Genomic DNA, 20,528 nt, shown 5'->3' on the forward strand with positions numbered 1-20,528 from the left:
GGCCGTACATCCAGACTACGGCTTAACATGTCACGAAGCGGGTATGGTAACTCAAAACCGGCTTCGCTTCAGCGCGGTAAATAACATCATGCCGGACACGACGTTGGTCGATCCTGCTGCTGTTCTGAAGCAAGCAGCCGGGCGAAAGGCGCCAGATTACCGATATGCGCCGCTACCCACTCGGGGTTGTAATAGGTATCCAGGTAGCGCTCGCCGCTATCACACAGCAGCGTCACAATGGCGCCTCGACGCCCTTCAGCTTTCATTTTCTCAGCTAGTTGCAGCGTGGCCCACACATTGGTGCCAGTTGAGGGGCCGACTTTGCGACCAAGGACGCTTTCCAGCCAGTGAAGGGTCGCGACGCTGGCGGCATCAGGCACTTTAATCATGTCGTCTATCACGCTGGGAATGAAAGACGGTTCGGCGCGGGGGCGTCCAATACCTTCGATTCTGCTGCTGCAGGCGGAGGTCAGCGTACGGTTCTGCTGACGGTAGCAGTCGTAGAACACCGAGTTTTCGGGATCGGCGACCACCAGCTTCGAGTCCAGCCCTTTGTAGCGAATATAACGCCCAAGGGTGGCGGAGGTCCCGCCTGTACCTGCGCTCATCACCAGGTAATCAGGAACCGGGAAAGGCTCTCTGGACATCTGGTGGTAAATGCTGTCGGCGATGTTGTTGTTGCCGCGCCAGTCTGTCGCACGCTCGGCGTAGGTAAATTGATCCATATAGTGGCCGTTCAGATCGCGGGCCAATTGTTCGGAGGCTGCGTAGATTTGTCCAGACTGCTCGACGAAGTGGCAGCGGCCGCCATAAAACGTAATTTGCTCGATTTTACGTTTCGCGGTGCAGGCGGGCATGACGGCAATGAACGGCAGGCCCAGCAGGCGGGCAAAGTAAGCTTCGGAGACCGCGGTGCTACCTGACGAAGCCTCGATGATCGTTGTGCCTTCCTTGATCCAGCCGTTGCTGAGGCCATACAAGAACAGCGAGCGCGCCAGCCGATGTTTCAGGCTCCCGGTGGGATGGGTGCTCTCGTCCTTCAGATAAAAGAAGATGCCGGGGTAGGCAGGTAACGTCAGGCGCATGAGGTGCGTGTCGGCGGAACGTTGAAAATCAGCTTCAATCGCGCTGACGGCGTTTTTAACCCATGTGTTAGTCATAAGAGAACTTCCGTTGTATCTGAAGGGTGCGCTTAGACTACCGTGGTCACAAGGAAAAAAGATTGCATATTTTTCTTTATTTGCCCTAAATGGGAGAAAATTTTTCTACGGTTATCCCCTATGCTAGATAAAACGGATCGCACTTTGCTCGCACTCTTACAGCGTGACTGTACACTTTCGCTGCAGGCATTGGCCGAGGCGGTCAACCTGACATCGACCCCCTGTTGGAAGCGGCTGAAGCGTTTGGAAGAGTCGGGATATATCAAGGCGCGCGTCGCTCTACTGGATAATGAACGGTTAGGGCTGGGGCTGACGGCGTTCGTGCTTCTGAAAACTCAGCAGCACAACAGCGACTGGTATCGGGACTTTTGCCGCTTCGTGTCCGATATGCCGGAGGTGTTGTCCTTTTATCGCATGGCCGGTGAGTACGATTATCTGATGCAAGTTCGGGTAGAAGATATGAAAAACTACGACAATTTCTACAAGCGTCTCGTCAAAGGTATTCCGGGTCTGGTGGATGTCACGTCCAGCTTTGCGATGGAAGAGATCAAACACACTACGGCGTTGCCGATAAAGGTCTAAATTTATCCCTCTGGGCAATCATGTATACTATTGTTCTGCCCGCAATAATAATGATGCTACTAGCTTTGGAATGAAGACCGCGTGAGACTTTTTGCTCAACTAGGATGGTATTTCCGCCGTGAATGGAAGCGTTATCTAGGGGCGGTAATCCTCTTAATCGTCATCGCCATACTGCAATTGCTGCCTCCGGCGCTTGTCGGGATTGTCGTCGATGGCGTGACACAGCACGATATGCCTGCCGCTACCGCGATGGGGTGGATCGGGCTCATGGCGTTGTCCGCCCTATTAACTTACCTGCTGAGATATTTCTGGCGCGTTCTGCTGTTTGGCGCGTCCTATCAACTGGCGGTAGAGCTGCGTGGTGATTTTTATCGTCAACTCAGCCGTCAGCATCCTGCCTTCTACATGCGTCATCGTACCGGAGATTTGATTGCCAGAGCCACCAATGACGTCGACCGAGTGGTTTTTGCCGCCGGTGAAGGCGTGCTGACGTTTGTCGATTCTCTGATGATGGGGTGCGCTGTGCTGGTGGTGATGTGCACACAGCTAAGCTGGCAGTTGACGCTACTGTCTTTGGCGCCAATGCCAATCATGGCCATCATTATTAAGCACTACGGTACGCAGTTGCACCACCGCTTTAAAGCCGCTCAGGCGGCGTTTTCTATGCTGAATAATCAGACGCAGGAAAGCCTGACCAGTATCCGAATGATCAAATCGTTTGGGCTGGAAGATTATCAGTCTCAGCGTTTTGCCGAAGTGGCCGCGGACACGGGCGCCAAAAATATGCGGGTGGCTCGCGTGGATGCGCGTTTTGATCCCACGATTTATATTGCTGTCGCTTTATCCAACCTGTTGGCCATCGGTGGCGGTAGCTGGATGGTAATCCATGGGACGATGACGCTGGGCGAATTGACCAGTTTTGTCATGTATCTGGGACTGATGATTTGGCCGATGCTGGCACTCGCCTGGATGCTGAATATTGTTGAACGGGGCAGCGCGGGCTATAGCCGAATTCGTCAGCTCCTGTCCGAGAAACCGGTGGTGGTCGATGGTGTTCAGCCTTTGCCGGACGAACCCGGAACGCTGGCGGTAGATATCCAGGCATTTCACTATCCGCAGCACAGTCAGACCGTGTTACATAACGTCAGTTTCACACTGAAACCGGGAAGAATGCTGGGACTCTGTGGTCCTACTGGTTCTGGAAAAAGTACATTAATCTCCCTGCTGTTGCGTGCATTTGATGTGGAGGAAGGGCGTATTTCTTACCACGGCCTTCCGCTTGATAGCCTGCGTCTGGATGATTTAAGGAGCCGGTTCGCCGTCGTAGGACAAACGCCGTTCCTGTTCGCCGATACGGTAGCGGGCAATATTGCCTTGGGACGACCGGATGCGACCGTCGCGCAAATAGAGGAAGCGGCACGTTTGGCGCATGTCCATGACGATATTCTGCGTTTGCCTCAGGGGTATGAAACCGAAGTGGGCGAACGGGGGGTCATGCTATCCGGTGGGCAGAAGCAACGTATTGCGATTGCGCGCGCGCTCTTGCTTGAGGCTGAGGTCTTGGTGTTGGACGATGCCCTTTCCGCCGTGGACGGACGTACTGAACATGAAATATTGAATAACCTGCGAGAGTGGGGAGAAAGGCGCACCCTGATCATCAGCGCACACCGGCTTTCGGCATTGATTGACGCCGATGAAGTGCTGGTGCTGCAACAGGGGGTAGTGGCGCAGCGCGGTAATCATCAGGCGCTGTCACATGAATCAGGATGGTATCGGGACATGTACCGTTACCAGCAACTCGAAGCCGCATTGGACGAGCCGACGTCGCATCAGGAGGTCAAAGGTGAATAATTCACATCCGCTCTGGCCGACACTGAAACGACTGCTGGCCTATGGCTCCCCCTGGCGTAAACCGCTGGCGGTAGGCATGGTGATGCTCTGGATCGCGGCGGCGGCGGAAGTCGCCGGCCCCATACTCATCAGCTATTTTATCGACCATCTCGTCTCAAAAGGGGAGTTTCCGCTGATGTTGGCCAGCGGCTTGGCCGCGGTTTATGTATTGCTGCAACTGCTCGCCGCCTCCCTTCATTACCTGCAGGCGCTGACCTTCAATCGGGTCGCGGTGGGTGTCGTACAGCAATTGCGAATCGACGTCATGGATGCCGCTCTGCGCCAGCCGCTGTCGACATTTGATACCCAGCCTGTCGGGCAACTGATTTCCCGGGTGACGAATGATACGGAAGTGGTGCGGGATCTCTACGTGATGGTGGTGGCGACGGTTCTGCGCAGCGCAGCGCTCATCAGCGCCATGATGGTGGCGATGTTCAGCCTTGATTGGCGTATGGCGCTCGTCGCGTTGACCATCTTCCCGGCCGTGATGGTGGTGATGGTGATTTATCAACGTTACAGCACGCCCATCGTACGCCGGGTACGCAGCTATCTGGCGGATATTAACGATGGCTTTAATGAAGTCATCAACGGTATGAGCGTCATTCAGCAGTTTCGTCAGCAGGCGCGATTCGGCAAACGCCTGAGTGAAGTCAGTCAAAAGCACTATCTGTCGCGGATGCAAACGCTGCGTCTGGAGGGCTTTCTGTTACGTCCGCTGCTGAGTCTGTTTTCCGCGTTGGTAATGTGCGGACTTCTGTTGCAGTTCGGCTTTAGCTCGGTCGGCTCGGTAGGCGTCGGCGTGTTATACGCTTTTATCAACTATCTTGGACGGCTTAACGAACCCTTGATTGAGCTGACGACTCAGCAGTCGATGTTGCAGCAAGCCGTCGTGGCCGGAGAGCGTATTTTCGCGCTGATGGATGGCAATCGTCAGGACTATGGCGACGACTTGCGCCCTCTAACGAGCGGACGCATCGATATAGACGATGTCACTTTCTCTTATCGCCGCGGCAAGCCGGTATTACGTAACATCAATCTGCAAATCCCAGATAAAGGGTTTGTTGCGCTGGTGGGACACACCGGCAGCGGCAAGAGCACGCTGGCGAACCTGCTTATGGGCTATTACAACCTCGAATTCGGCGTTATTCGGCTGGATCAGCGTCCGCTCCCGACGTTGTCTCACTCTGTTCTGCGCAGCAATGTGGCGATGGTTCAGCAGGACCCGGTGGTCCTTGCGGACTCGGTTTATGCCAACGTCACGTTGGGGCGAGAGATTGATGAAAAGAGCGTGTGGCACGTGCTGGAAATGGTGCAACTGGCTGAGCTGGTCAGGGATATGCCTGAGGGGATCCATAGCCTAATCGGTGAGCAGGGCAATAACCTTTCCGTGGGGCAAAAACAGCTGCTCGCGCTGGCCCGTGTGCTGGTGAACTCGCCTAAGATACTCATTCTTGATGAGGCGACCGCGAATATCGATTCCGGGACCGAGCAGGCTATCCAGAAGGCGCTACGGTTGATTCGAGCTCAAACGACGCTGGTGGTCATCGCCCACCGTTTGTCTACCATCGTTGAGGCGGACAATATTCTGGTGCTTAACCAGGGAGAAATGGCTGAGCAGGGGACACATACGCAATTGCTGGCTCAGCAAGGACGCTATTATCAGATGTATCAGCTCCAGCTGGCAGGACAAGCCCTTGCGGAGTCTAAACGCTACGATACCGCTGCATTGACCCCTTAGCCCTCCTTTAAACCGCGTCTGATTTTCGGTACGCACCATAACTTAGCAGAGATTCTCCTGCTCAAAGGTGAAGCGCACTGGAATCAGGCGCAGCGCACAAAAATGGTGCACTGGTTGTGTGCGCTTTTATTCCTGATTGTCCATACTTTATTCAAACGCGATTTCCACGATGCGCGCATTCATCACCTTTCACTGCTTTTCCAACGTCGACTCATTTATGGCACATCAATTGCTTTCAATGATGGCGTAGAGACATTTGATAGTGACGGCACAGGCCTGAACTTAACGGGTTAGGGGGATGAGAATGAAACTGGTGACTGTGGTAATTAAACCGTTCAAGCTGGAAGACGTGCGCGAAGCTTTGTCTTCCATTGGTATTCAGGGCCTTACCGTTACTGAGGTGAAAGGGTTCGGACGCCAAAAGGGCCATGCGGAATTGTACCGCGGCGCGGAATATAGCGTGAACTTCTTACCTAAAGTGAAAATCGATATCGCTATCGCCGACGACCAGCTTGATGAAGTCATTGATGTAATCAGCAAAGCCGCCTACACCGGCAAGATTGGCGACGGTAAGATTTTTGTCGCTGAACTACAGCGCGTCATTCGCATCCGTACCGGCGAAACAGATGAAGCTGCACTATAACAACTACCTGATTTAGCCTTATAAATAGGGATGAATGAAATGAAGAAACTATCCTTCTTGTCTGGTCTGGGTACCGCAGCCATGCTCCCGGCATGCGCCATGGCAGACACTGCAGCACCAGTGATCGATAAAGCCGATAATGCTTTCATGATGATTTGTACCGCTTTGGTGCTTTTTATGACCATTCCGGGCATTGCGCTGTTTTACGGCGGTCTGATTCGTTCTAAAAACGTCCTGTCCGTCCTGTCCCAGGTTGTTGTGGCCTTTGCGCTGGTATGTCTGCTGTGGGTCATCTATGGCTATAGCGTGGCGTTTAGCTCCGGCAATGCCTTCTTCGGTAGCCTGAGTAACTTCATGCTGAACGGCATTGATATCAACTCCCAGAGCGGCACGTTCTATCAGTTCATCCACGTCGCTTTCCAGGGCTCCTTCGCGTGCATTACCGTTGGTCTGGTCATTGGTGCTCTGGCGGAACGTATTCGTTTCTCCGCCGCGCTGATTTTCGTGGTTCTGTGGTTCACTCTGTCCTACCTGCCAATGACTCACATGGTGTGGGGCGGTGGCTATTTGGCTGCGGACGGCGCGCTGGACTTCGCGGGCGGTACGGTCGTGCATATCAACGCCGCGGTTGCGGGACTCGTTGGCGCGACCTTACTGGGTAAACGCGTTGGCTTCGGTAAAGAAGCGTTCAAACCGCATAATCTGCCGATGGTCTGCATTGGTACCGCTATCCTGTATATCGGCTGGTTTGGTTTTAACGCCGGTTCCGCTAGCTCGGCCAACAACATCGCGGGTCTGGCATTTTTGACGACGGTGATCGCAACGGCAGCGGCGATTCTGGCCTGGGTCGTCGGTGAATGGGTTCTGCGCGGCAAGCCTTCTCTGCTGGGCGCATGCTCCGGCTGTATCGCAGGTCTGGTTGCGATTACGCCTGCTGCAGGTACGGTGGGTGTCGGCGGCGCGATGGTCATTGGTTTCGCCGGTGGCTTTGCGGGTCTGTGGGGCGTGACCGTATTGAAACGCTGGCTGCGCGTTGACGATCCTTGCGACGTCTTCGGTGTTCACGGCGTCTGCGGTATTGTCGGTTGCATCCTGACGGGTGTGTTCACCTCGTCTTCGCTGGGTGGTGTAGGTTACGCGGAAGGCGTCACGATGGCGCATCAGGTCTGGGTACAGCTGTTCAGCGTGATCGTGTGTATCGTATGGTCTGGCGTCGCCGCATTCATTGCCTTCAAAGTCGCTGATATGGCCGTTGGTCTGCGCGTACCGGAAGAGCAAGAACGCGAAGGGCTGGATGTTAACAGCCACGGCGAAAACGCATACAACCAATAATCAGTCTCTGGAGGCGTGTGTCGCACGCCTCGACTGCAATAAAAAAACCACCCGTTAGTTCTCTGCGGGTGGTTTTTTGTGGGCGGATATAAGGTCGAACGGGTTATGCGCTATGTCGGCGAATAACGCCCTCTTGCATGCTGGACGCCACTAGAACGCCGTCGCGAGTATAGAATTGACCTCGTACTAATCCTCTACCGCCGGAGGCCGATGGGCTGTCTACCGCATACAGCAGCCAGTCATCCATTCGGAACGGTCGATGAAACCACATTGAGTGATCGAGAGTGGCGACTTGCATGCCGGGTTCGAGAAAACCGACGCCGTGGGGCTGGAGTGCCGTCAACAGGCAGTTGCAGTCAGAGGTGTATCCCAACAGATACTGATGAACGCGCTCATCGTCAGTCAGTGTACCGTTAGCTCGGCACCAGACATGGCGGATTGGCGGTTCCACTTCCCCCTTTAGCGGGTTATGAAATTTAACCGGCCGCATTTCGATCGGTCGCTCTTGGGTAAACGTCTCTTTCAGTTGAGGAGGCAGCAAATGGGCCAGGCTTTGAGCAATGTCTTGCTCCGAAGGCAAATTTTCCGGCATCGGCACCTGCGGCATGACGCTCTGGTGTTCAAATCCTGATTCCGGCTGCTGGAATGAAGCGGTCATATGAAAAATAGGACGACCGTTTTGAATGGCATCTACGCGTAGCGTACTGAAACTCTTGCCCTCGCGCAGGGTGGCAACCTGATAGATTATTGGTTTATGGCTTTCTCCCGGCAAAAGAAAGTAGCAGTGGAAAGAGTGCACGCTACGTTGCTCGGATACGGTCTGTTTCGCTGCCGAAAGCGCCTGACCGACAACCTGGCCGCCAAAGACCTGTCGCAGCCCTAAATCCTGACTTTGACCACGAAATAAACCTTCCTCGATTTTTTCCAAATTCAGCAAATCGAGAAGCTGTTGTAATGCCTGACTCATCATTATCAGCCTTGTCGGTAGTACGCCATATTGCGGGTCCTTGCGGCGTTAACCACATGACCCCACTTTTTGTTTTGGTCCTTTCCGTCATCCCTTATGAAAATATCAAGATATTGAACCATAATTAAAACGCCGAGTGGTTCTTGCTACTTAGCGGTCATCGGTTTTCGCCGAAGGCCAGATAAATGATAAAGGGAGACTTACCAAATGAAATTATGGCATATCTTGGGCGGTATCATGGTATCGATCGGCTTGGTTGGGTGTGCAGATAAAAGTGATAGTGGTGTAGCTCCGGATGTCAGAGGCCCTATCCCGGCGAGCGGCAGCTATGTACCCGGCATTGCGCAGCCTTCCGTGACCGGTACAGTGAATATTCGACAAAAAATCGCACTGCCAGCGGATGCCGTGTTAACGGTAACGGTTTCGGATGCCTCGCTGGCCGATGCCCCATCGAAAATTATTGCCCAGCGGGTGACGTTGACTCACGGAAAACAGTCACCTTTCCATTTCGTTCTGCCCTACAACCCGAGCGATATTCAACCTAACGCGCGAGTGTTCTTGAGCGCGGCCGTCGCTATCAATCATCGCGTGACGCTAATTACTGAAAGCGTGGTTCCTGTCATCAATAATGGCGTTCGTTCCGCCGATCTGACTTTGGTTCCTGTGGAGTCTGTACCTGTCCCGGCGAATCCTTCTGTGCCGTTAGCAGCAGGAGCGGATGTTCATAGCGGAGCCACGGTGCCTCCGGTCGGTGGTACAAACGTAACCCCTATCCAGTAATCGAAGGCTAACCAGCGGCGAGTTATCAGATTTACGCCGTTGGTTGCCAACGAAAGAGGTTGAGATCAATTTTACCCGCCAAATTAAATCTTACTCCTTCCGCCACCAGCGCCAGCTTTTGACGCTGGTGGTCAGATCCTGTCAACGATAGCTCGCCCTTTCGATTAATCACCCGGTGCCAGGGGAGTTTTGTTCCTTCAGGCAAATGACGCAATATCGCACCCACTTGACGCGCTGCTCGTGGCGAACCGGCCAAGAGCGCAACATCCCCGTAGGTGGTGACTTGACCAAAGGGGATGGCTGCGATGACCTGAAAAACGCGTTGTCGAAAGTTATCTTCGTGCTGCGACATAGCGCGTGAAATCTCCTGTTTGCCATGAGGGCGTTCGATAGCACATGGTATCAAGCAGGTTATGGGTAAGAAAACAGCGGTTAGGCCGCGTCGGCTTGCAATTGACCAGTCCATCGCTGATAATGCCCACCGCTTCGCAGTGCGGAGCCGTCAATGGAGGCCCTGTTGGTTCTCCCGCAACACTAACCTGTGGACTCGGTCAGGTCCGGAAGGAAGCAGCCGCAGCAGGCGACGTGTGTGCCGGGATGTAGCTGGCGGGGCCTCCACCATTTCAGATGTTTCTTACCTATTTACCCTTCTTGTTTTTTACTTTTACGTTTCGGATGGTCTTTTTTTAAGAATCTGGCGTTGTCTTATGTTTTATTTATTGGACATTATTAGGTTCATACATTCAATGCCATTGAAGGTAAGTTTATAAAAAGACTTATCTCAATCGGTAGGGAGTTGTTTAATAAAATGGGTGTTAAGTTATTTCTGATGAATTAAGGCGGAAATACGTACATATGAGTTGTTACTAATTTTAGCATATTGCTTAATTTTTCTAATAAGACAAAGGCCGATCATGATATCGGCTCAATGTTCTTTTAGCTTAACCGTGGATGATTAATCCGTATTAACGTACGTATTTCCATACGGCAGTAGGGACTTTGTCGTAAAGCTTATTCATGGTTAGCTCGGCCAGACGGTGGTCTGCCGCGGAATAGAACATTTCTAACTCATCGTTAGAGAGTTCATACTTGTTTTTTTCAATAACTCGTTCAAGGGTGTCGATGGTTGTGCATTTGCGCAAACGCATCAAGTAATCTATTTTTTTCATAATAACCTTTATGAATTTTCCTGGGTTAAAATAAGTATAAGGCAAATAATTGCTTAAGTTCTTACTGTTGCATAGCTGCTCTTTTCTGAGAGCATTCTGAATAATTGTGACTTAGATTTTTGCCATCTCCGCAGCTCCGCATCATTAATGCCGTAATTGCTGAAAAGAATATAAGTATCGTCTAAATATTTTTCAACCCGCATGTACAACTCTTCGTCATCCGGGTATTTAATTTTATAGGTGCCAATAAAGGCCGCAATATGCTCAATAAGTTCATTGAGCTGAAGATTTATTGCGGAGGTCGGATCATTCACCCAGCCGTGGTTGCTGTCACCTAGTGTCGCGATACTTTCGTCGCGCAGATTCTCACACAAGAATCTGAGTTGGGCAATATCATAATGTTTAGGTGAGTACTCATCCATTTCAATCCCTCCGTTAAGCCATGGTTCAGTCTTACTTAGGGTTTACTCCTGCCGAGGCAGGTAACGCGATGAATTGCATAAGAGTGATTACACTCCGCTGTCCTCAAATAGACCGACCAAGGATAACACGGTGAATGTAAAGAATGTCCTCACGTCATTGTAAAAGTCATTCTGCATCAACTATAGCAAAGAACGCGTAGGTTCGCACAGCGCGGACATTTTCTGTAGCTATTGCTGTTATCGAACTCACCGTTTAAATTTTGTAATGTATTAATTGAAACACAAGACTATTAAACGTCTCTTTTTAATCGCGTCGCTTTTACTATGTTAATTAGTTTTTCCGACATTGAATGTAAGGTATCCATATAAAATGTAACAAAAATAGCATCCGTGAATCTCAGATCTGTTGAGTGACTGGCGGGTGGGATAGGGGAGCTGGCTCCCCTATGATGGTCAAAAGCCAGACGGCGTTTAAAGGTGATAGGGCCAAACAAGCTGATTCATTAATAGTCAGTGAGTTACTTAAATGTTAAGGCCTGTTTAAATCCTAAGGCAGAAGAGAATTTCTTTCAGACTTAATTGTTTGTTTATTGATGACAGCATAGAAGTCCGATGAGTTATTCATTAGTGTTTTTTCTTTTTCCGCCCCTGAACAGCATTAAAGCGAGGGTTACTTTTACAAATAACATAAATTCTGCCGCGTCGTTTAACGACGAAACAATCCTTGTGGCGGTTTTTGGCGCTTCGTAGTGAGCTTAATACTTGCATGACGTTTTTCTCCTGTCTTTAAAATTTAAGAAAATGGCCGAATCTTTTCTGAAAGCGTGCTGCGCTTCCCTCTTTTGAATACTCTTTCTGTTTGCCGGTGTAGTAAGGGTGCGAGGCTGAAGAAACTTCAATGGTGACATACGGATAAATTTTCCCCTCATATTCATGCGTTCTTTCCGTGGCGATCGTGGAACCTACGGTGGAGAACGTGTTGGCGCTGGTGTCATGGAAAAGCACGGTGCGGTAGTGAGGATGAATATTAGGTTTCATAATACGCCCTTGTTTAATGTTATAACATAACATTATTCTGCGCTTTTTTTATTCGCCGATCAACTGTGGGTTGTATACATGGAGCTAGAGGGGGCAAAAAAATAGGCCGCTAAAAGCGGCCTAAGTTGACTGAAGGGAATGTATCAGTGCTGGTCTGGCTGATGTTCCGTATTCTCAGCGGCCTTCTTTTTACTAAAGCGTCGGCTGACGACGACGTAAAAGACGGGCACGAAGTAGATGGCCAAAATGGTGGCGGTCAGCATCCCGCCCATGACGCCCGTACCGACTGCATTCTGCGCGCCGGAGCCTGCGCCAGAGCTGATCACCAGCGGCACGACGCCCAGAATAAAGGCCAGTGAGGTCATAAGGATGGGACGCAAACGCATCCTGACAGCATCGAGCGTTGCTTCTACCAATCCTTTCCCTTCTTTTTCCATCAGGTCTTTCGCAAACTCGACGATCAAGATGGCGTTTTTGGCTGATAGCCCAATGGTTGTGAGCATCCCCACCTTAAAGTACACGTCGTTTTCCAACCCGCGCATACTGGCAGCGACGACCGCCCCCAGAATCCCCAGTGGCACGACGAGCATGACGGAGAAGGGGATTGACCAGCTCTCGTATAGAGCGGCAAGACACAGGAAGACGACGATAGCAGAAATGACAATCAGCGCGGGCGCCTGGTTTCCTGCAAGACGTTCCTGATAAGACATCCCCGTCCAGTCGAAGTTGATCCCTTCAGGCAACTGCGACGCCAATTGTTCCATCAACGCCATTGCTTCACCGGTACTTTTCCCAGGGGCGGCTTCACCCAGAATTTCCATGGAGGGTAAACCGTTATAGCGTTCCAAACGTGGGGAGCCATATTCCCAGTGGGCCGAACCGAAGGCGGAGAACGGAACCATCTGTCCCGCAGTGCCGCGCACATACCAGTTCTGAATATCGCCGGGTAGCATGCGGAACTTCGCATCTGCCTGAACGTAGACTTTTTTCACCCTACCGCGGTCAATGAAGTCGTTGACGTAGCTTCCGCCCAACGCGGTTGCCAGCGTCGAGTTGATCTCATCCAACGTAACGCCCAGCGCCAGCGCTTTCTCCTGGTCGATATCCAGACGATATTGCGGCGTATCTTCCATGCCGTTCGGACGTACGCTCACCAACGTATCCGAATGCTGTGCGACCATCCCCAACAGCTGGTTACGGGCCTGCATCAGCTTGTCATGGCCCAGGTTACCCTGGTCAACCAATTGGAAGTCGAAGCCGCTTGCGGTACCCAGTTCAACGATGGCAGGGATGTTAAACGGAATAACCAACCCTTCTTTTATCTGAGAAAAGGCGGCGTAAGCACGGCCAGCGATAGCATCGACCTTATTTTCCGCTCCGCTACGCTCATCCCAGTCTTTCAGGCTGGCGAAGGCGATCCCCATGTTTTGTCCGCGTCCGGCGAATCCGAAGCCGTTGACGGTAAAGACGGAGTTAACGTTGTCCTTTTCATTATTCAGGTAGTAATCATCCACCTTATCCAGCACTTTCTGTGTGCTTTCCTGCGTGGAGCCGACCGGCAACTGCACCATGGTGAGCAGCACGCCCTGGTCTTCCTGAGGCAGGAACGAACTGGGCAGACGCATGAACATCAGGCCCAGACCAATGACCAGAAGCAGGTAAATCACCACATAGCGACCGGTGCTGCGCAGAATATTGGCGACGCTGTCGGTGTAGTGATGCGTGCTCTTCTCAAACAGGCGGTTGAACCAGCCGAAGAAGCCCTTGGTTTTGCCGTGGTCATGATTATCAATGGGTTTAAGCAGCGTGGCGCACAGGGCAGGGGTCAGGATCAATGCCACCAGTACGGACAGCACCATAGACGATACAATGGTGACGGAGAACTGACGGTAGATTGCGCCGGTTGAGCCGCCAGAGAACGCCATCGGAACAAACACGGCGGACAGCACAAGAGCAATCCCGACCAGCGCGCCCTGAATCTGGCCCATGGATTTCCGCGTTGCTTCTTTCGGCGATAGACCTTCTTCCGCCATGACACGTTCGACGTTTTCCACGACGACGATGGCGTCATCCACCAGAAGACCGATAGCCAAGACCATCGCGAACATGGTCAACGTGTTGATGGAGTAACCGAATGCCGAGAGGATGGCAAACGTTCCCAGCAGTACCACCGGAACCGCAATGGTCGGGATCAGCGTCGCGCGGAAGTTCTGCAGGAACAGATACATGACCAGGAACACCAGCACGATAGCTTCAATCAGCGTTTTCACTACTTCGTTAATAGAAATCTTAACGAACGGCGTAGTGTCGTACGGATAGACCACTTTCAACCCCGCAGGGAACTGCGCCTGCAGTTTTGCCAACTCGGCTTTAACCGCGTTAGCGGTATCCAGCGCGTTGGCGCCGGTCGCCAGTTTGATACCGAGACCGGAGGCCGGCTGGCCGTTATAACGAGCCACGACGCTGTAGTCTTCACCGCCCAGTTCGATTCTGGCGACGTCTTTCAGTCGAACCTGCGAACCGTCTTGATTCACGCGGATCAAGATGTTGCCGAACTGCTCGGTATTGTTGAGTCTTGTCTGAGCGATAATTGACGAGTTGAGTTTTTGCCCCGGCACTGGCGGCGTCCCACCTAGCTGACCGGCGGCAATCTGCGTATTCTGAACCGTAATCGCCGAAACCACGTCTGACGTGGTCATCTGGTAATTGGTCAGTTTGTTAGGGTCAAGCCAGATACGCATGGCGTACTGGGCACCAAACAGCTGAGTATCACCCACGCCAGTGACGCGGCTGATGGGGTCTTTGACGCTGGAGCCGACGTAATCCGCAATATCTTGTTGGGTTGTGTTTTTATCATCGCTGATAAAACCAACCACCATCAGAAAGCTGCTGCTGGACTTCTGTACGCTGACGCCTTGCTGCTGAACTTCCTGCGGCAACAGTGGCATGGCGAGCTGCAGTTTGTTCTGCACCTGTACCTGCGCGATGTCCGGGTTAGCTTTGGAGTCAAAGGTTAATGTGATCTGGGCGTTACCCGATGAGTCGCTGTTCGAAGACATGTACAGCAGATTATCGATGCCGCTCATGTTCTGTTCGATGACCTGCGTTACCGTATCCTGAACCGTTTTGGCGTCTGCACCCGGATAAGAGGCGGTCACTTCAACGGACGGCGGCGCAATGCTCGGATACTGGGCTACCGGCAACTGCGTTATCGCCAATAGCCCGGTCAGCATCACCATAATGGCAATGACCCATGCGAAGATGGGGCGATCTATAAAAAACTTAGCCATTGATTACCGGCTCCTGTTAAGACTTGGCGGGTTGGGTTTGGGGCTGCTGAGTGTTGTCCGATTTGACTTCCTGAGCTGTCACCACCATACCGGGTTTGATCTTTTGCAAGCCGGAAACAATCACGCGATCGCCGGTTTTAATGCCTGAGGTCACGACCCACTTGTCGCCAATGGCCTGGGCCGTAGTGACAGTGCGAACTTCAACTTTATCCCCTTCACCCACGACCAGTGCGGAAGCATCGCCGCGCGGTGTACGGGTGACGCCTTCCTGAGGGACCAGAATCGCATTTTGATTAACGCCTGCATCCAGACGAGCACGGACGAACATCCCAGGCAGCAGGTTGTGAGAAGGGTTCGGGAAAATGGCGCGCAGAGTGATGGAGCCGGTCGTTTCATCGACGGTCACATCAGAGAATTCCAGCGTACCCTGCTGATCGTATTCGGTCCCGTTTTCCAGCAACAGGCGGACATTGGCTTTGCCGTTAGCAGCCTGAATCGTGCCGCTTTTCAAATCATTCTTGAGCCGCAAAAAATCATTGCTGGACTGTGTGACGTCGACATAAATGGGATCGAGCTGCTGAATGGTGGTGAGCGCGGTTGTCTGCGCGCTGGAAACCAAGGCGCCTTCGGTGACCGTGGACTTACCAATTCGGCCTGAAATCGGCGCAGTGACTTTAGTGTAATCGAGGTTGATTTTGGCAGAGTCTACGGCGGCTTTACCGGAAACGACCGTGGCGTCAGCCTGACGGGAGGTGGCGACGGCCTGGTCGTATTCCTGCTTGCTGATGTAGTTGGTGCCGAGCAGCGGTTTGTAACGGTTGACGGTCAAACGCGCGACTTCGGCGTTAGCCTGTGCTTCCGCCAGCGTTCCTTTCGCACTGTTAAGCTGAGCCTGATACGGAGCCGGATCGATTTGGTACAGCGATACGCCAGCCTGGACGTCGCCGCCTTCCACGAAGTTACGTTTAAGAATTATGCCGCCGACCTGAGGGCGGACTTCAGCTACGCGGAAAGAGTTGGTACGTCCCGGCAGTTCGGTGATGATATTCAGAGGTTGTGCTTTTATAGTTACAATATCTACCGCCGGAGCGCTTCCTGCCGCGCTGCCTTGACTCTCACCTTTATTATCACATCCCGTAAGTACTAAGCCGCCAGAAAGCATCAGCACCGCCGCCAGAGGCAAAAGCCTTCTGTTTTTATTCATAAAATAAACCTCAAGATTCCGATTCGAGAATTGATCAATGGATAACAAGCCCAAACCCATTGCTGCGATAATATCCAGTTCATGCTATGTTACATACATACACGAATGTATGTAAATCGCACCTTTCAGTTAAAATAATGCTATGGCACGAAAAACCAAAAAACAGGCTGAGGAAACCCGCCAGCACATCATGGAAACGGCACTGCGCCTTTTCTCCGAGCACGGTGTCTCTGCGACGTCATTGTGTGACATTGCGGTCGCTGCGGGTGTAACACGAGGTGCTATTTACTGGCATTTCAAAAACAAAACTGAACTGTTCAACGAGATTTGGGCGCGCTCAGAAACAAAAATGACTGATTTTGAAACTGAGTATCATGCAAAATTTCCGGATGATCCACTTCATGTGATGCGCGAAGTGCTTATTTATATGTTGAAGCAGATCGAGCGCGACGGCGAATGGCGCGCGATGATGGAGATCATATTTCATAAATGCGAGTTTATCGGTGAAATTCGCTCGTCCTGCCATGGGCGCAAAGAAATCCACCTTGATTGTTACAATAAAGTGGATGTTTTGTTGAATCGCTGCATTCTCTCCGGCAAGTTACCTGAGGATATGGATGCCCACCGGGCGGCCATTGCTCTTCGTGCCTATCTCTCTGGCGTGATGGAAAACTGGTTATTTATGCCGGAAAGCTTCGAATTAAGTACCGAAGCGCCATTTTTGATCGATGGCCTCATTGATATGCTGCGTTTCAGTCCTGCCATGCGTCAGGTTCATTGACCTGGAAAATGTTTACAGAACGTTAATACCGTTACGTTTCACCACGGATTCACATATCTTGGCCTGACGGAGGCGTGATAAACTCGGTATATCTCCGCTTAAACGATGATGTGCCATGAGTTTCAGGTTCCCAATTTTTCGTCATTTCTACTCCTCTTTTTGCCGCATGGCGGATTTCGCCCTGCGTTCTCTGTCGGCGCACCTTTGTGTATTGTGTCTGGCGCTGGCCGTGTGTACGCCAGCGTTGGCGGTGACCAATGATTTACCGGCCCGCGGCGATATTCAAAACCGTCTCGACACGCTGAATAAACAAAAAAGCCAGTCCCCGGCCGACAAACTGGTTATCGAGGACTACACCAAAACGCTCGATGTGCTTGATGCGATAGAACGGGTTAAGCAGGAAACCGCCCAACTGAAACTTCAGGCGGCGCAAGCGCCGACCAAACTGCGGCAGACCAGCGATGATTTGGCAGCGTTGGCCACCTCCTCGGAAATCTCGCTCGCCTCTCTCGAATCCTTATCGATCAAACAGTTGGAGTCGCGGCTGAATGACACGCTGGCTGGCCTGCAGTCGGCGCAGGAAAACCTCTCCAATTACAACAGCCAGCTGATTTCGCTACAGACGCAGCCGGAAAGAGTGCAGAGCGCCATGTTGACGGCCTCTCAGCGCAGTCAGCAGCTGCGCAATCAGCTTAATGGGCTGGAGCCGGGTCAGGTGACGCTGCGGCCGAGCCAGCAAACGTTGTTGTTGACGGAACAGGCCCTGTTGAGCGCTCAGATGGAGCAACAGCGCAAAAGTCTGGAAGTGAACACGACGCTGCAGGATCTGCTGCAAAAGCAGCGTGATTACACGGCGGCCCAGATTAATCAGCAAGAGCGCATGGTGCAGGCGCTGCAAAATGTGGTTAGTCACAAACGCCTCAATTTATCTGAGAAAACCGCCAAAGAGGCGCAGACTTCCGGCGAACTGCAGCGTATTCAGGAAAATCCGTTGGTCAAAACGGAAATGGAAACCAACCGCCAGCTCAGCCAGCGTTTGATTACCGCGACTGAAGCCGGAAATACACTGGTGCAGCAAAGTATTCAGGTGAAAAACTGGTTGGATCGCGCCACGCAGTCGGAGCGTAATCTGAAAGAGCAGGTGACCGTTCTCAAAGGCAGCCTGTTGCTATCGCGTATTTTGTACCAGCAACAGCAAAACCTGCCTTCGGCAGATGAGCTGAGCGACATGAGTACGCAGATCGCCGACCTGCGTCTGGAACAGTTCGACATCAACCAGCAGCGTGATGAGCTATTTCGCGGCGATGAATATATCCAGAAGCTGCTGGCGCGCAGTAACACGGCATCCGATAGCGAAGTGACTGATGCGCTGGAACAGATTCTGGACATGCGCCGGGAACTGCTCGATCAGTTGAACAAGCAGCTTGGCAACCAGCTCATGCTCGCGATCAACCTGCAAATTAACCGACAGCAGCTCGGCAGCGTGAACGCGTCGTTGCAAAGGACGCTGACTCAGCAGATCTTCTGGGTGAACAGCAACAAGCCGATGGGCTGGAGCTGGTTGAAAGAATTCCCTTCTTCGCTCAAACAGCAACTGCATGGCCTCCACATTGGGGTTAAATCGGAACAGCTGGTTCAGGGGGCTTTACGGTCCTTACTTTATGTGCTCCCCGCCATGCTGTTGGTGGGGCTGATCTTCTGGCGTCGTCGATCGATCGATCACTATCTCGACAAATTATCCAAAGACGTTGGGCAGCTTAAGCGAGACAGCCAACTACATACGCCGCAAACGATTCTGCTACTGCTGATTAAGGTGCTGCCCGTCACGCTGATGATCATGTGCGTGGGGCTGTGGCTGGAGCGTTCTGGAGGGCAACTCGGCGAATTCGCCTGGCTGCTGAGCCAGGATCTGGCGCTGTTTTGGCTCGTCTTCGGTCTGGCCTGGCAGGGATTGAAGCCCGAGGGAATGTTCGAACGGCACTTCAATTTGGCGCCTTCGTTAAGCGCTCACTATCGCAGACAGACGCTACGACTGGGCTGTGCGCTGCTGCCGCTGATTTTTTGGTCTGTTATCGGCGAACAGATACCGCTTTATCTGGTGGACGACGTTATCGGGCAACTGGTGATCGTCCTCAATTTGGTACTGCTGTCCGTGTTGGTCTTTCCGCTTTGCCGCGACAGCTGGCGGGATAAGGATCGCCACACGATGCGTCTGATCGTCGTCACGGCGATCGCCCTGATGCCGCCGTTTTTGATCGTGCTGATGTTTAGCGGCTACTTCTATACCACGCTGCGGCTGTCCGGGCGCTGGATCGAAAGTCTGTATCTGCTAATTATCTGGAATGTGGTTTATATGGCGACGATCCGTGGTCTTAGTGTCGCCGCGCGACGTCTGGCTTATCGTCGTGCGCTGGCCAGACGGCAGAATATGGTGAAGGAAGGGGCAGAAGGGAGCGAGCCGGTGCCTGAAGCGCCGCTGGCGCTGGAACAAATCAGCCAGCAGTCATTGCGGCTGACCACCATGGTTCTGGTGATGGTCTTCTGTGGCGCTATTTATGGGATTTGGGCAGATCTGGTAACGGTATTCTCCTACCTTGATAGCGTCACGCTCTGGCACTACAACGCATCCGTGGGCGGCAGCAATGTCCTGCAAGCGGTCACGCTCGGCAACCTGCTGCTGTCGCTGGCGGTGATTGTGATTGCCTACGTGATGACGCGCAACTTGCCGGGGCTACTGGAAGTGCTGGTGCTCTCCCGACTGCAGCTGAGGCAGGGTACGTCCTACGCCATCACGACGATATTGACCTACCTGATTACCTCCGTCGGCGCGGTGACCGCCCTCAGCTCGCTTGGCGTATCGTGGGACAAACTCCAGTGGTTGGTCGCGGCGTTATCCGTCGGGCTTGGGTTCGGTTTGCAGGAGATCTTCGCCAACTTCGTTTCCGGTCTGATCATTCTCTTCGAACGACCGGTGCGTATCGGCGACACCATTACCATCGGCACGTTTTCGGGAACGGTCAGCAAGATAAGAATTCGAGCGACGACGATAACGGATTTTGACCGTAAAGAAGTGATCATTCCCAACAAGGCCTTCGTGACGGAGCGTCTGATCAACTGGTCGCTGTCTGACACCATCACGCGTGTCATCATCAGCATCGGTGTAGCCTACGGGTCGGATTTGGATAAGGTGAAATCCGTTTTGTTGCAGGCCGCGCGCGAAAATGCCCGTGTGATGACCGATCCGGAACCACAGGTGTTTTTCCTCGCGTTTGGCGCGAGCACGCTCAATCATGAGCTGAGACTGTATGTGCGCGAGTTGCGCGATCGCAGCTACACCGTGGATGAGCTGAACCGCGCGATCGACCGCCTGTGTCGTGAAAATGACATCAATATCGCGTTCAATCAGTTGGAAGTGTATTTGCACAATGAGCAGGGCAAGGAAGTGAAAGAAATTTCCCGTTCGTTGCCGGAAAACCCATCGCTCCTGTAAAGGGGGGCGGGAAATAGCCGGAACAAACGCCTGAAACGTCTG

17 protein-coding genes and 1 other RNA gene are annotated in these 20,528 nt (G+C 52.5%); 9 read left to right on the forward strand and 9 right to left on the reverse strand.

What is annotated here, in order from left to right; genetic code table 11:
- Window positions 1-86: 86 nt before the first annotated feature.
- The gene (locus CKQ53_RS09815) at window positions 87-1,160 is read right to left on the reverse strand and encodes a PLP-dependent cysteine synthase family protein (protein ID WP_085651719.1); all 1,074 of its coding nucleotides are present in this window, start codon (window positions 1,158-1,160) and stop codon (window positions 87-89) included.
- 120 nt (window positions 1,161-1,280) lie between these two features.
- On the opposite strand from CKQ53_RS09815, the gene CKQ53_RS09820 reads away from it, so the two are divergent.
- The 5 genes from CKQ53_RS09820 (at window position 1,281) to amtB (ending at window position 7,345) form a co-directional block, all read left to right on the forward strand.
- Window positions 1,281-1,742, forward strand: a complete 462-nt coding sequence (locus tag CKQ53_RS09820; RefSeq protein ID WP_085651720.1) for an Lrp/AsnC family transcriptional regulator — start codon at window positions 1,281-1,283, stop codon at window positions 1,740-1,742.
- A gap of 81 nt (window positions 1,743-1,823) precedes the next feature.
- The gene (locus CKQ53_RS09825) at window positions 1,824-3,593 is read left to right on the forward strand and encodes a SmdA family multidrug ABC transporter permease/ATP-binding protein (RefSeq protein WP_094118525.1); all 1,770 of its coding nucleotides are present in this window, start codon (window positions 1,824-1,826) and stop codon (window positions 3,591-3,593) included.
- A complete protein-coding gene (locus CKQ53_RS09830) occupies window positions 3,586-5,370 on the forward strand; it encodes a SmdB family multidrug efflux ABC transporter permease/ATP-binding protein (protein WP_094118524.1) in 1,785 nt (594 codons plus the stop codon). Before CKQ53_RS09825 ends, CKQ53_RS09830 begins: the two co-directional genes overlap by 8 nt.
- 304 nt (window positions 5,371-5,674) lie before the next feature.
- Complete coding sequence (glnK, locus tag CKQ53_RS09835; RefSeq protein ID WP_009114005.1) at window positions 5,675-6,013, forward strand: P-II family nitrogen regulator; 339 nt, start codon at window positions 5,675-5,677, stop codon at window positions 6,011-6,013.
- Between the two features lie 39 nt (window positions 6,014-6,052).
- Complete coding sequence (amtB, locus tag CKQ53_RS09840) at window positions 6,053-7,345, forward strand: ammonium transporter AmtB (protein ID WP_085652948.1); 1,293 nt, start codon at window positions 6,053-6,055, stop codon at window positions 7,343-7,345.
- Between the two features lie 103 nt (window positions 7,346-7,448).
- Here amtB and tesB read toward each other — a convergent pair whose 3' ends face one another.
- A complete protein-coding gene (tesB, locus tag CKQ53_RS09845) occupies window positions 7,449-8,312 on the reverse strand; it encodes an acyl-CoA thioesterase II (RefSeq protein WP_085652972.1) in 864 nt (287 codons plus the stop codon).
- A 207-nt stretch (window positions 8,313-8,519) separates the two neighbouring features.
- Between tesB and CKQ53_RS09850 the strand changes: the two genes are divergently transcribed.
- Window positions 8,520-9,092: a YbaY family lipoprotein gene (locus CKQ53_RS09850; RefSeq protein WP_085652949.1), complete on the forward strand. Its 573-nt coding sequence runs from the start codon at window positions 8,520-8,522 to the stop codon at window positions 9,090-9,092.
- A gap of 31 nt (window positions 9,093-9,123) precedes the next feature.
- Here CKQ53_RS09850 and CKQ53_RS09855 read toward each other — a convergent pair whose 3' ends face one another.
- Window positions 9,124-9,444: an MGMT family protein gene (locus CKQ53_RS09855; RefSeq protein ID WP_094118523.1), complete on the reverse strand. Its 321-nt coding sequence runs from the start codon at window positions 9,442-9,444 to the stop codon at window positions 9,124-9,126.
- 163 nt (window positions 9,445-9,607) lie between these two features.
- On the opposite strand from CKQ53_RS09855, the gene ffs reads away from it, so the two are divergent.
- An RNA gene (gene ffs, locus CKQ53_RS09860) (signal recognition particle sRNA small type) lies at window positions 9,608-9,704 on the forward strand.
- Window positions 9,705-10,057: 353 nt separating this feature from the next.
- Here the strand turns inward: ffs and CKQ53_RS09865 are convergent.
- The 6 genes from CKQ53_RS09865 to CKQ53_RS09890 form a co-directional block, all read right to left on the reverse strand.
- On the reverse strand, window positions 10,058-10,261 hold the full coding sequence (locus CKQ53_RS09865) for an HHA domain-containing protein (protein WP_009114000.1): 204 nt from the start codon (window positions 10,259-10,261) through the stop codon (window positions 10,058-10,060).
- A 53-nt stretch (window positions 10,262-10,314) separates the two neighbouring features.
- Complete coding sequence (gene tomB / locus CKQ53_RS09870; protein WP_026738849.1) at window positions 10,315-10,683, reverse strand: Hha toxicity modulator TomB; 369 nt, start codon at window positions 10,681-10,683, stop codon at window positions 10,315-10,317.
- Window positions 10,684-11,307: 624 nt separating this feature from the next.
- Window positions 11,308-11,451, reverse strand: coding sequence for a type B 50S ribosomal protein L36 (gene ykgO, locus CKQ53_RS09875; protein ID WP_085652951.1), 144 nt, complete (start codon window positions 11,449-11,451; stop codon window positions 11,308-11,310).
- A gap of 18 nt (window positions 11,452-11,469) precedes the next feature.
- Entirely contained in the window at window positions 11,470-11,721 is a 252-nt protein-coding gene (locus CKQ53_RS09880) for a type B 50S ribosomal protein L31 (protein WP_085652952.1), read from the reverse strand.
- A gap of 143 nt (window positions 11,722-11,864) precedes the next feature.
- Window positions 11,865-15,011, reverse strand: coding sequence for an efflux RND transporter permease subunit (locus CKQ53_RS09885; protein ID WP_118894947.1), 3,147 nt, complete (start codon window positions 15,009-15,011; stop codon window positions 11,865-11,867).
- A gap of 16 nt (window positions 15,012-15,027) precedes the next feature.
- The gene (locus CKQ53_RS09890; protein ID WP_085652973.1) at window positions 15,028-16,215 is read right to left on the reverse strand and encodes an efflux RND transporter periplasmic adaptor subunit; all 1,188 of its coding nucleotides are present in this window, start codon (window positions 16,213-16,215) and stop codon (window positions 15,028-15,030) included.
- A gap of 142 nt (window positions 16,216-16,357) precedes the next feature.
- Between CKQ53_RS09890 and acrR the strand changes: the two genes are divergently transcribed.
- On the forward strand, window positions 16,358-16,996 hold the full coding sequence (acrR, locus tag CKQ53_RS09895; protein ID WP_085652954.1) for a multidrug efflux transporter transcriptional repressor AcrR: 639 nt from the start codon (window positions 16,358-16,360) through the stop codon (window positions 16,994-16,996).
- A gap of 115 nt (window positions 16,997-17,111) precedes the next feature.
- Entirely contained in the window at window positions 17,112-20,486 is a 3,375-nt protein-coding gene (gene mscK / locus CKQ53_RS09900) for a mechanosensitive channel MscK (protein WP_167444809.1), read from the forward strand.
- Window positions 20,487-20,528 lie beyond the last annotated feature (42 nt).

The sequence above is a fragment of the Lonsdalea britannica genome (genome assembly GCF_003515985.1).
In the GTDB taxonomy this organism is placed as follows: Bacteria; Pseudomonadota; Gammaproteobacteria; order Enterobacterales; family Enterobacteriaceae; genus Lonsdalea; species Lonsdalea britannica.

What these genes read in the sequence shown, in the direction of transcription:
- CKQ53_RS09865 (WP_009114000.1), bottom strand. Translation starts at nt 10,261, where the DNA reads ATGAAAAAAATAGATTACTTGATGCGTTTGCGCAAATGCACAACCATC.
- CKQ53_RS09855 (WP_094118523.1), bottom strand. Translation starts at nt 9,444, where the DNA reads ATGTCGCAGCACGAAGATAACTTTCGACAACGCGTTTTTCAGGTCATC.
- CKQ53_RS09820 (WP_085651720.1), top strand. Translation starts at nt 1,281, where the DNA reads ATGCTAGATAAAACGGATCGCACTTTGCTCGCACTCTTACAGCGTGAC.
- glnK (WP_009114005.1), top strand. Translation starts at nt 5,675, where the DNA reads ATGAAACTGGTGACTGTGGTAATTAAACCGTTCAAGCTGGAAGACGTG.
- tomB (WP_026738849.1), bottom strand. Translation starts at nt 10,683, where the DNA reads ATGGATGAGTACTCACCTAAACATTATGATATTGCCCAACTCAGATTC.
- acrR (WP_085652954.1), top strand. Translation starts at nt 16,358, where the DNA reads ATGGCACGAAAAACCAAAAAACAGGCTGAGGAAACCCGCCAGCACATC.
- CKQ53_RS09850 (WP_085652949.1), top strand. Translation starts at nt 8,520, where the DNA reads ATGAAATTATGGCATATCTTGGGCGGTATCATGGTATCGATCGGCTTG.
- CKQ53_RS09815 (WP_085651719.1), bottom strand. Translation starts at nt 1,160, where the DNA reads ATGACTAACACATGGGTTAAAAACGCCGTCAGCGCGATTGAAGCTGAT.
- CKQ53_RS09880 (WP_085652952.1), bottom strand. Translation starts at nt 11,721, where the DNA reads ATGAAACCTAATATTCATCCTCACTACCGCACCGTGCTTTTCCATGAC.
- ykgO (WP_085652951.1), bottom strand. Translation starts at nt 11,451, where the DNA reads ATGCAAGTATTAAGCTCACTACGAAGCGCCAAAAACCGCCACAAGGAT.
- mscK (WP_167444809.1), top strand. Translation starts at nt 17,112, where the DNA reads ATGAGTTTCAGGTTCCCAATTTTTCGTCATTTCTACTCCTCTTTTTGC.
- CKQ53_RS09890 (WP_085652973.1), bottom strand. Translation starts at nt 16,215, where the DNA reads ATGAATAAAAACAGAAGGCTTTTGCCTCTGGCGGCGGTGCTGATGCTT.
- tesB (WP_085652972.1), bottom strand. Translation starts at nt 8,312, where the DNA reads ATGAGTCAGGCATTACAACAGCTTCTCGATTTGCTGAATTTGGAAAAA.
- amtB (WP_085652948.1), top strand. Translation starts at nt 6,053, where the DNA reads ATGAAGAAACTATCCTTCTTGTCTGGTCTGGGTACCGCAGCCATGCTC.
- CKQ53_RS09885 (WP_118894947.1), bottom strand. Translation starts at nt 15,011, where the DNA reads ATGGCTAAGTTTTTTATAGATCGCCCCATCTTCGCATGGGTCATTGCC.